Here is a 10,641-nt window from a genome sequence, read left to right on the forward strand (position 1 = left end):
GCAGCCATTTATTAACAACTTCGTTAACACGCCTGTTTCATCTCGCGAATTGTGAACGAAACACAAATGGTTACCGCTCGCATTACGCCGGAATAATGTTATTGAATTGCCTTTCGGCGGAAATAAATAAAGGGAAAAAACCCTCGAAGTTTGCAAACGAGAAAACTCGGCTACAAATACGTAACTGATTTAACTCGTCATTCTCATTTGTTCCCGCTCGCCAGCGGTGGTAAAACGTCATTAATCTAGGCAACGCCATCAAAAACTGTCGTCGCCATAATAATTGGTTACAATACCCTTACTTTTTGTATTGAACGCGATAATGATAATTACTATTATTTGCGCTCACTTTATTGCATGACCTTATGGATGAATACCGCCGACGGCGTGGCATTTTCGCCGGCAACGTCCAATTATCATCAGCCCGATGTTCATCGGCACCCGGAAGGTTAATCACATGCAGCTTCAACCTAAACGCACGTATAAGATTGTCGGCTTTTCCGGTGAAATTGCGCCGGCCTACCGCCAGAAATTGTTATCGCTCGGCATGCTGCCCGGCTCTTCGTTCGACGTGGTGCGCGTCGCGCCGCTGGGCGATCCGATAGAAATTAAAACTCGCCGCGTCAGCCTGGTGCTGCGCAGGAAGGATCTGGCGCTGCTGCAGCTCGACGGCCAGTCCTGAGCCGGCACGCCCTCCGTTTGCCGACGCGCCCTTGCGCCGGCGCTGTTCTCCTTGAAGACGACACGCTGAACTATGAAAAAACTCACCATCGGCTTAATCGGTAACCCGAACTCCGGCAAAACCACGCTGTTCAACCAGCTGACCGGCGCACGCCAACGGGTCGGCAACTGGGCGGGCGTGACGGTCGAACGCAAAGAAGGCCATTTCACGACCCCGCAGTCCGACGTGCGGCTGGTCGATTTGCCGGGCACCTATTCCCTGACCACCATTTCAGAGCAAACCTCGCTCGATGAGCAGATCGCCTGCCACTACATTTTGAGCGGCGACGCCGATCTGCTGATCAACGTGGTCGACGCCTCCAACCTGGAGCGCAACCTCTATCTGACGCTGCAGCTGCTGGAGCTGGGCATTCCCTGCATCGTGGCGCTGAACATGCTCGACATCGCCACAAGCCAGCATATCGATATCGACGTCGCCGCGCTGTCGGCGCGCCTCGGCTGCCCGGTGGTGCCGATGGTCTCCACCCGCGCCGACGGCATCGGCGTGCTGAAACAGATGATCGATAATCACCACATCAACGAACAGCAGGCGCTGGTGAACTATCCGCCGCGGTTGCTGAAAGCGGTCGCCACGCTGAGCGACGCCATGCCGCAAACGCTGCCGGCAGTACAGCGCCGCTGGCTGGCGCTGCAGATGCTGGAAGGCGACATCTACAGCCACCGGCTGGCCGGCCCCGCCGTCGCACTGCTGCCTGCGGCCACCCAGGCGTTGCAACAGCAGCAGCAAGAAGACCCGGCGCTGGTGATCGCCGACGCGCGCTATCAGTCTATCGCCGCCCTGTGCGACGCGGTCAGCAACTCGCAGCAGGCGATGCCCAACCGCCTGACCGAGATGCTGGATAAAGTGATCCTCAACCGCTGGCTGGGTGTGCCGATCTTCCTGCTGGTGATGTACCTGATGTTCCTGCTGGCGATCAACATCGGCGGCGCGCTGCAGCCGATCTTCGATATCGGCTCGGCGGCGATCTTCATTCAGGGCATTCAGTGGCTCGGCTACACCCTGCACTTCCCCGACTGGCTGACCGTTTTCCTGGCGCAGGGCATCGGCGGTGGTATCAACACCGTGCTGCCGCTGGTGCCGCAGATCGGCATGATGTACCTGTTCCTGTCCTTCCTGGAGGATTCCGGCTACATGGCGCGCGCGGCGTTCGTGATGGACCGCCTGATGCAGGCGCTCGGGCTGCCGGGCAAATCCTTCGTGCCGCTGATCGTCGGCTTCGGCTGCAACGTGCCGTCCATCATGGGTGCCCGGACGCTGGACGCCCAGCGTGAGCGCCTGATCACCATCATGATGGCGCCGTTCATGTCGTGCGGTGCCCGTCTGGCGATCTTTGCGGTGTTCGCCGCCGCTTTCTTCGGCCAGGACGGCGCCGGGGTGGTGTTCTCGCTGTACATGCTCGGCATTGCGGTGGCGATCCTCACCGGTCTGGTGCTCAAATACACCATCATGCGTGGCGAGGCCTCGCCGTTCGTGATGGAGCTGCCGGTCTACCACGTGCCGCACCTGAAAAGCCTGCTGCTGCAAACCTGGCAGCGGCTGAAAGGCTTCGTGCTGCGCGCCGGTAAGGTGATCGTGGTGGCCAGCATGTTCATCGGCGGCCTGAACAGCTTCTCGTTCAGCGGCAAGACGGTCGACAATATCAACGACTCCGCGCTGGCCTCGGTCTCCAAGGTGTTGACGCCGCTGCTGCAGCCGATGGGCGTCCACAGCGATAACTGGCAGGCCACCGTCGGCCTGGTGACCGGCGCGATGGCGAAAGAAGTGGTGGTCGGCACGCTGAACACGTTGTACACCGCCGAGCACATCAACAAAGAGGCGTTCGACGCCGCCAACTTCAACCTGCTCGATGAGCTGGGCGGCGCGCTGAACGAAACCTGGGACGGCCTGAAAAACACCTTCAGCCTGAGCGTGCTCTCCAACCCAATCGAAGCCAGCAAGGGCGACGGCGAGATGGGCGTCGGCTCGATGGGCGTAATGAGCAGCAAATTCGGCTCCGGCATCTCCGCCTACAGCTACCTGATCTTCGTGCTGCTGTATGTGCCTTGCGTCTCGGTGATGGGCGCCATCGCCCGTGAATCGAGCCGCGGCTGGATGACCTTCTCTATTCTGTGGGGGCTGAACGTGGCCTACTCGCTGGCGACGCTGTTCTACCAGGTGGCCACCTTCAACCAACACCCGCAGTACAGCCTGACGGCGATCCTGGTGGTGCTGGCGGTGAACCTGCTGGTGCTGTTCGGCCTGCGCCGGGCGCGCAGCCGCGTTACGGTGCGCCTGGGCAACGCTACGCCGGCGGCCTGTTGCCAGGGCGCCAAGGGGAGCTGTCACTGATGGCCGGGCTGCTGCAGGTGCGCGATGCGCTGGCGCTGCTTGGCAGCGCTCAGGCGCAGCAGCTCAGCCAATCGCTGGCGACGCCGCTGCCGTTGGTGCAGGCGATGCTGGACCGTTTGGCGGCGATGGGAAAAGTAGAGCGTATCGAACAGGATGACGGCGCCTGTCTGAGCGGCAGTTGCAAAGGCTGCCCGCAGGGCCAGGGGTGCAGCACGGTTTTCTACCGGCTGAAGGCCTGACGATCAGGGGCGCCGCAGCGGCGCCCCTTGCCGTTGAAGGCTTATTGCTTGTCTTTGTAAACTTCAGCGATGGCGCTGAATTTACCGTGCTCGCGGCCTGCCAGGATCACGTAGTATTGACCGCCCTTCTCGTCCGCCAGTTTGGACAGCTCATCCTTGGCATCCATCGGCGAGGTGGTCTGCGCCGTGGTGGTCACGGTGCCGATCTTCTCGTATTTACCCGGGTTCTTATCCAGATCTTCCTTGGTCAGCAGGGTTGCCGCCATGGAGCCGAAAGACACCGAACCCAGCACTGCCGCTGCAATAATCATCTTCAATGATTTCATGACACTAACCTCTCAATGGATAATTTATCTGTTATGAAAGCCGTCAAGAATCCATGCGTAGTACAGCAGGCTGCCGCGACATCCTCAGGCCTCGTTGCTTTCCCTGACGGGGCCTGTTTCCCAGAGACGAAACGCCAAAATGAAAAGCGCCGCACGCGGTCTTTTCATTTTGCAGCCAACGCATTGACTCACTAAGTATCGAACAGCTTTGTCTTTTATCCACCCGGCAGCGTTTTTTTTCGCGCCCTATCGTGCGTTTTACCGCCGCATTCAATGTGCTGCAATAAACGCTTCGATCATCGTCACAAATTCGTCGGGATGAGAGATAAACGGCGCATGGGCGGCTTTGGCCACGACCTGCGACGTAGAATTCGGCCAGGCCGCGTCGAGCAGCTCGGCGACCTTGCGCGGCACCAGCCCGTCCAGATAGCCGTAAATCCGCAGCAGCGGCAGCTCCAGCGCGGCCAACGGCGCACGCAGATCGGCGGTGCGCAGGATCTCCAGCCCGCCGTTCAACACTTCGACGCTCGGCGTCGGCTGGTTGAGCACTACCGCTTTCAGCTGGCGCGCATCCTGGCGCGCGCTCTCGGTGCCCAGCGTCTGCAACGCCAGAAAACGCTCGACGGTGCGCTGGAAATCCAGGCTCAGCTGGTGCTGAAAACCGCTCAGCACGTCCGGGCGGATCCCCGGCCACTCATCGCGGGCGGCAAAACAGGGCGAAGAGGCCACGGTGATAAGCCCACTGACGCGCTGCGGCTGCATCAACGCCGCCTGGCTGGCCACCAACCCGCCGAGCGACCAGCCTAGCCACCAGGCCTGAGAGGGGGCAGCCGCCAGCACGATCTCCGTCATCTGCTCCAGCGAGGGAGCACCGAACCCCTGGCTGCGGCCGTATCCCGGCAGATCGACCAAATGCAGGCGAAAATGCGGCGCCAGTCGCGCCTGAATGCAACTCCACACTTCAGCGTTCAATCCCCAGCCGTGCAGCAGCACAAGATCGCGTTCGCCTTCACCTATTGTTTGCCAGTACAGCGCTGTCATTGGTTATTGTCCTTTCATGCTTACCCGTCTCGGAGTCTCTATGCTATCAATCCGCAGCCGCTGTTGGCTATGCCGACAGCCGTTGAGCCTGATGCGTCATGGCATCTGCAGCTGCTGCCTGCGCCATCTGCCGGTCAGCCCACCGTGTTGCCCGCGCTGCGGGTTGCCCGCCGGGAGAACGCAAACGCCCTGCGGCCGCTGCCTGCAACGGCCGCCGCCCTGGCAACGGCTGGTGTTCGTCGGCGACTACGTTGCGCCCCTCAGCCAACTGGTAAAGAGGTTCAAGTTTCACCGCGCGTCCGAGCTGGCCCCGGCGTTGGCGCGCCTGATGCTGTTGCGCTGGCAGCAGGCGCGCAGAGAGCAGTATCTGAACAGACCCGACCTGATTTTAGCGGTACCCTTGCATGCATCACGCTGCTGGCGCCGCGGCTATAACCAGAGCGATCTGCTGGCCCGGCCGCTGGCGCGCTGGCTGGGCTGCCCCTATCGGCCCGCCGCCTTGCGCCGGGTACGCAAGACCGCCCTGCAACAGCGGCTGAGCGCCGGAGCACGCAGGCGCAATCTGCAGCGCGCGTTCGTCTGCACCGTCTCGGTCGCCGGCCGGCATATCGCCCTAGTGGATGACGTGGTGACCACCGGCAGCACCGTCGCGGAGATCGCGGCGCTGCTGCGGCGGCAAGGCGCCGCCTCGGTGCAGATCTGGTGCGTTTGCCGCACGTTGTAGTGCCACGGCAATGGGCGTATTATAACCGACTATAGAAGTCAACTATTGAGCTAATGCTATGATCCGTATAACAGATGCTGCACAGGAACACTTTGCCAAACTGCTGGCAAATCAAGAAGAAGGCACCCAAATCCGCGTATTCGTGATCAACCCGGGCACGCCGACGGCCGAATGCGGTGTCTCTTATTGCCCGCCGGACGCGGTAGAAGCGACGGATACCGAACTGAAGTTCGACAAACTGTCCGCCTATGTCGATGAGCTGAGCGCGCCGTATCTGGAAGACGCCGAAATCGACTTCGTGACCGACCAGCTGGGTTCTCAGCTGACGCTGAAGGCGCCGAACGCCAAAATGCGCAAGGTCGATGACAACGCGCCGCTGATGGAGCGCGTGGAATACGTGCTGCAGTCGCAGATCAACCCACAGCTGGCGGGCCACGGCGGCCGCGTGACGCTGATGGAGATCACCGACGACAACATGGCGATCCTGCAGTTCGGCGGCGGTTGCAACGGCTGTTCGATGGTCGACGTCACGCTGAAAGAAGGCATCGAGAAAGAGCTGCTGCAGAAGTTCCCGGAGCTGAAGGGCGTGCGTGATCTGACCGAACACCAGCGCGGCGAGCACTCTTACTACTGATACCCGGCGCTCACGCCACGGTAGATAACGCAATGCCGGAAGGGGGAACCCGTTCCGGCATTGTCGTTTTTAGCCCACCGACACCTTGCGCCGCCGTTTGTCCAAATCCTTCAGCAGCCGGTTTATCCGCGGATCGGCGAACATCTCCTCCAGCGTTTGGGTCAGCTTGCGCCGCCAGTTAGGGTACTGGTCACTGGTGCCGGGAATATTGACCGGATCGGCCATGTCCAGCCAGTCTTCCGGCTGCAGGCCGAGCAGGGCGCTGGCGCTGTCGGCGACATAACGCTGCAGGCCGCGGTTAAGCAGCGGGCTCATGCCGAGCAGCGCCGCCCTCTTGCCCACCTTCTGCGGCACGCAGCCATAGCGATGCAACCCGTCCAGCAGCCCTTGCTTGGCGCGTTCCCGATCGGCGAACAGCGCCCGCAGGATCTCCGCGTCCGGATAGAGCCCCAGTCGGTTGCCCAGCGTCAGATCGCCGCTTTGCCAATAGCCGCGCAACGTCGGCAGATCGTGAGTAGTGATGGTCGCCATCGCCTGCACCGGATAGGCCTGTGGCGCGCGGAAATGGTGTTCACCGTCGCTTTCGAAATACAGCACCTTGTAGGAATAGACGCCGCTGTCGCGCAGCTTGCCGACGATCTCTACCGGCACGGTGCCGAGATCCTCGCCGATCACCATGCAACGGTGGCGCTGGCTTTCCAGCGCCAGCACCGCCAGCAGATCGTCCACCGGGTATTTGACGTAGGCACCGCGATCGGCGGTTTCGCCATAAGGGATCCACCACAGCCGCAGCAGCGCCATGACGTGATCGATACGCAGCGCGCCGCAGCTGGTCATGTTGGCGCGCAAAAGATCGATGAACGGCTGATAACCGCGCGCCGCCATCACGTGCGGATCCATCGGCGGCAGGCCCCAGTTTTGCCCCAGCGGCCCCAGGATGTCCGGCGGTGCGCCGACCGACGCTTTCAGGCAGTACAGCTCGCGGTCGCACCAGGTTTCCGCCCCGCCTTCCGCCACCCCGACCGCCAGATCGCGATACAGACCAATCGGCATCTGCTGCTGCCGGCTCTGCTCAAAACACTGCGCAAACTGCGTGGCCGCCAGCCATTGCAACCACAGGTAAAAGCGGACCGCGTCCTGATGTTCGTCGCAGAACTGCCGCACCGCTTCGCTCTGCCCCCGCCGATAGCCCTCGGGCCAGGCCGGCCATCCCCACTGGCTGGCGTCTTTGGCCGCCAGGTGGGCATGCAGCGCGTCGAACGCCGCCTGCTGATACAGGCTGTCGCCGCCCTCAGTCACGAACCGTTCGAACGCCTGACGCTGCGCGTCGTTCGGCTTGCGCGCCTGAAACAGTGGGAACGTCAGCTTCAGCGCCGCCAGCTTCAGCTGCATCACGGCGGTGTAATCCACCCACTCCGCGGCGCGCGCCTTGGCCAGCTGCTTCTGCGTCGCCGGCTTCTGCCACCAGCGCTGCGCTGCGTCGCTGCGCTGGAAATCCTCCACCGCGTTGACGTCGATATACGCCAGATTCAGCCAGCGGCGCGACGAGGGGCTGTAAGGGCTGGCGCTCTCCGGGTTGGCCGGATACAGCGCATGGATCGGATTGAGACCGACGAAGGCACCGCCGCGCTCCCCCACCTGCTCCACCATCAGACGCAGATCGCCGAAATCGCCGATGCCCCAGTTGCGATCGGAACGCAGCGTATACAGCTGAACGCAGGCGCCCCACAGTTTCTTGCCGGTCAGCAAGGCGTCCGGCTCGAAGCAGCGCCTCGGCGCGACGATCACTCGGCATGGCCACTGCCGTGCGCCCTGGCTCAGCGTCAATTGGTGATACCCCGCCGGCAGGTCGCCGGGCAGCGTCAGGGTCTTGCGCGCGCCGACGCGCCCCTGCAGGCATTCGCCGTCTTCACGCTGCAGCACCCACAGGTAGTCGCCTTCGCCCGCCGGGGTCAGCGCCAGCGGCGCGCCCTGATAGAACACCTTGACCGCCGGCAACGGCGATGCCGCCCCTTCCTGCGCAGCATCGGCCCGGTTCATGGCCGCCAGCAGCTTGCGCTTGGTCTCCAGCTCAATCGCCTGCCGCTTGCCGTGGGCATTGATGAAATCGGCAGCGATCCCCGCCTGCGCTGCCGCCTGATCGATACGCTTACGATCCATTCGCTCTCCTTAACGTTTGGCTTGCCAGATGCGCTGCTGGTAATCGCGAATCGAGCGATCCGAGCTGAACATGCCGACGCGCGCAGTGTTAAGGATAGTCCGCCGCGTCCATTCGTCCCGGTCGCGGTACAGTTCGTCGACCCGGCGCTGCGCCTGGCAGTACGAGGCGAAGTCCGCCAGCACCAGATAGGGATCGCCGCCTTCCAGCAGGCTGTGCAGCATCATGTCGAACGCGTGCTTGTCGCCGTGGCTGAATGCGCCGCTCGCCAGCTCGTCCAAAATCGCCTTCAGGTGCTTGTCTTTCTTGCGGTAGCTGAGCGGATCGTAGCCCTTCGCCAGTATCGCCTTCACCTGCTCCACGGTATTGCCGAAGATAAAGATATTGTCTTCGCCCACCTGCTCGGCGATTTCGACGTTGGCGCCGTCCAGCGTGCCGACCGTCAGCGCGCCGTTCAGCGCCAGCTTCATGTTGCCGGTGCCGGAGGCCTCTTTACCGGCGGTGGAGATCTGCTCGGAGATATCCGCCGCCGGGATCATCAGTTCGGCCACCGACACGCGGTAGTCGGGAATGAACGCCACTTTCAGGCGATCTTTCACCAACGGATCGTTATTGATCTTCTCGGCCGCCTGGTTGATCGCGTAAATGATGTTTTTCGCCAGGTAGTAGCCCGGCGCCGCCTTGGCGCCGAACAGGAAGACGCGCGGCACGATGTCCAGATTCGGGTTGTCGCGCAGCTGGCGATACAGCCACAGGATGTGCAGCAGGTTCAGGTGCTGGCGTTTGTACTCGTGCAGACGCTTGATCTGCACGTCGAAAATCGCGTCCGGATCGAGCGTCAACCCCATCACGCCGTGCACGTAATGGGCCAGTGCCACCTTGTTGTCGCGTTTGATCTGCTGATAACGCTGGCGGAACGCCGGGTCGTCGGCGAATTTTTCCAGCCCGCGCAACGCGTCGAGATCGTTCGCCCATTCCACCTTCAGCGTCTCGTCGATCAGGCCCGACAGCGCCGGGTTGCACTGTTTCAGCCAGCGACGCGGCGTGATGCCGTTGGTGACGTTATGGAATTTGTTCGGCCACAGCTGGTGATATTCCGGGAACAGATCTTTCACCACCAGATCCGAGTGCAGCTGCGCCACGCCGTTGACCGCAAAGCCGCTGACCACGCACAGGTTGGCCATGCGCACCTGCTTGTTGTGATGCACCGCCAGTTTGGCCCACACCGCCTCGTCGCCCGGCCAGTGCTTATCCACCTGCTTTTTGAACCTGGCGTTGATCTGTTTGATGATGGAGAAATGGCGCGGCAGCAGGCTGCGCACCAGTTTTTCATCCCAGCACTCCAGCGCTTCCGGCATCAGGGTGTGGTTGGTATAGGCGAAGGTGTTGCTGGTGATCGCCCAGGCCGCCTCCCACTCCAGATGGTGTTCGTCCAGCAGAATACGCAGCATTTCCGGAATGGCGATGGTCGGGTGGGTGTCGTTCAGCTGGATCACTTCGTACTTCGGCAGCTCTTCAATCTTGCGGCCGGCCTGATGGTGCTTGCGCAAAATGTCCGCCACCGAGCAGGCACACTGGAAATACTGCTGCATCAGGCGCAGGCGCTTGCCGGCCTGATGGTTGTCGTTCGGGTAGAGCACCTTGGTCAGCTTGTCGGCTTCTACGCCCTGCTTCTCCGCCTGCAGGAATTTGCCGTCGTTGAAATCGCTCAGGTTGAACGGATGCTGATGGGTCGCCTGCCACAGGCGCAGCGGCTGCGCCACGCCGTTGCGATACCCCAGCACCGGCAGATCCCAGGCTTCGCCGCGCAGGGTGAAGGCCGGGCGCCACAGTTCGCGGCCGTCGACCTGCTTTTCCAGCTTGCCGCCGATGCCCACGTCCACCGCCAGCGCGGCGTTGTGGCGGAACCACGGGTAGCTCTCGCGCTGCCAGTTATCCGGCGCCTCTTGCTGCTGCCCGCCCTGGAACGACTGGCGGAACAGCCCGTACTGGTAGTTCAGCCCATAGCCGGTGGCCGGTTGCTCCACCGTCGCCATCGAGTCGAGGAAACAGGCCGCCAGGCGCCCCAGCCCGCCGTTGCCCAGCGCCGGATCGGTTTCCTGCTCCAGCAAATCCGCCAGCTTGACGTTCTGCTCCGCCAGCGCCTGCTCGACGGTATCGTACCAGCCCAGGTTGATCAGGTTGTTCGCCGTCAGCCGGCCGATCAGAAACTCCATCGAGATGTAGTTCACATGGCGCAGCGGTTTGGCGCTTTTGCGCGGCGCCGGCTGCGCGGCCAACTGCTCGGCCAGCGCCGCACTGACGGCTTCCCACCATTGATGCTGCGTCATCTGCTGTGCGGAACTGAGGCCGAACCGTTGCCACTGGCGGGCAAGCGCCGCCAGAAAAGCATCCTTCTTGAGCGTAGGCTGTGACATAAGGAAAACTCTCTATCCAGTAAGTGGGTCAA

At 62.1% G+C, this 10,641-nt stretch carries 9 protein-coding genes; 5 read left to right on the plus strand and 4 right to left on the minus strand.

Going from position 1 to position 10,641, the window contains the following annotated elements; translation table 11 throughout:
- The first annotated feature begins 457 nt into the window (after positions 1-457).
- The 3 genes from feoA (at position 458) to ACUXAC_RS23580 (ending at position 3,309) form a co-directional block, all read left to right on the plus strand.
- Complete coding sequence (gene feoA / locus ACUXAC_RS23570; protein WP_038878234.1) at positions 458-682, plus strand: ferrous iron transporter A; 225 nt, start codon at positions 458-460, stop codon at positions 680-682.
- Positions 683-754: 72 nt separating this feature from the next.
- Entirely contained in the window at positions 755-3,070 is a 2,316-nt protein-coding gene (feoB, locus tag ACUXAC_RS23575) for a Fe(2+) transporter permease subunit FeoB (protein ID WP_387445126.1), read from the plus strand.
- Positions 3,070-3,309 carry a FeoC-like transcriptional regulator gene (locus ACUXAC_RS23580; RefSeq protein ID WP_048232091.1) on the plus strand — a complete coding sequence of 80 codons (240 nt, stop codon included), beginning with the start codon at positions 3,070-3,072 and terminating at the stop codon, positions 3,307-3,309. The genes feoB and ACUXAC_RS23580 overlap by 1 nt, the downstream gene beginning before the upstream one ends.
- 41 nt (positions 3,310-3,350) lie before the next feature.
- Here ACUXAC_RS23580 and ACUXAC_RS23585 read toward each other — a convergent pair whose 3' ends face one another.
- Positions 3,351-3,635 (minus strand): YdgH/BhsA/McbA-like domain containing protein, encoded by a 285-nt coding sequence (locus ACUXAC_RS23585; protein ID WP_049202818.1) that lies wholly within the window; start codon positions 3,633-3,635, stop codon positions 3,351-3,353.
- 270 nt (positions 3,636-3,905) lie between these two features.
- Positions 3,906-4,676: a pimeloyl-ACP methyl ester esterase BioH gene (bioH, locus tag ACUXAC_RS23590; RefSeq protein WP_387445129.1), complete on the minus strand. Its 771-nt coding sequence runs from the start codon at positions 4,674-4,676 to the stop codon at positions 3,906-3,908.
- Positions 4,677-4,716: 40 nt separating this feature from the next.
- Here bioH and gntX point away from each other — a divergent pair, with 40 nt between their 5' ends.
- Both gntX and nfuA read left to right on the plus strand, forming a co-directional pair.
- Positions 4,717-5,400 (plus strand): DNA utilization protein GntX, encoded by a 684-nt coding sequence (gntX, locus tag ACUXAC_RS23595; protein ID WP_060441391.1) that lies wholly within the window; start codon positions 4,717-4,719, stop codon positions 5,398-5,400.
- Between the two features lie 58 nt (positions 5,401-5,458).
- Positions 5,459-6,034, plus strand: a complete 576-nt coding sequence (gene nfuA / locus ACUXAC_RS23600; protein ID WP_033631902.1) for a Fe-S biogenesis protein NfuA — start codon at positions 5,459-5,461, stop codon at positions 6,032-6,034.
- Positions 6,035-6,103: 69 nt separating this feature from the next.
- Here nfuA and malQ read toward each other — a convergent pair whose 3' ends face one another.
- Entirely contained in the window at positions 6,104-8,194 is a 2,091-nt protein-coding gene (gene malQ / locus ACUXAC_RS23605; RefSeq protein ID WP_149571543.1) for a 4-alpha-glucanotransferase, read from the minus strand.
- Positions 8,195-8,203: 9 nt separating this feature from the next.
- Entirely contained in the window at positions 8,204-10,609 is a 2,406-nt protein-coding gene (malP, locus tag ACUXAC_RS23610) for a maltodextrin phosphorylase (RefSeq protein WP_454266895.1), read from the minus strand.
- Between the last annotated feature and the right edge of the window lie 32 nt (positions 10,610-10,641).

It is taken from the genome of Serratia sp. 121840015-1, from assembly GCF_053627655.1.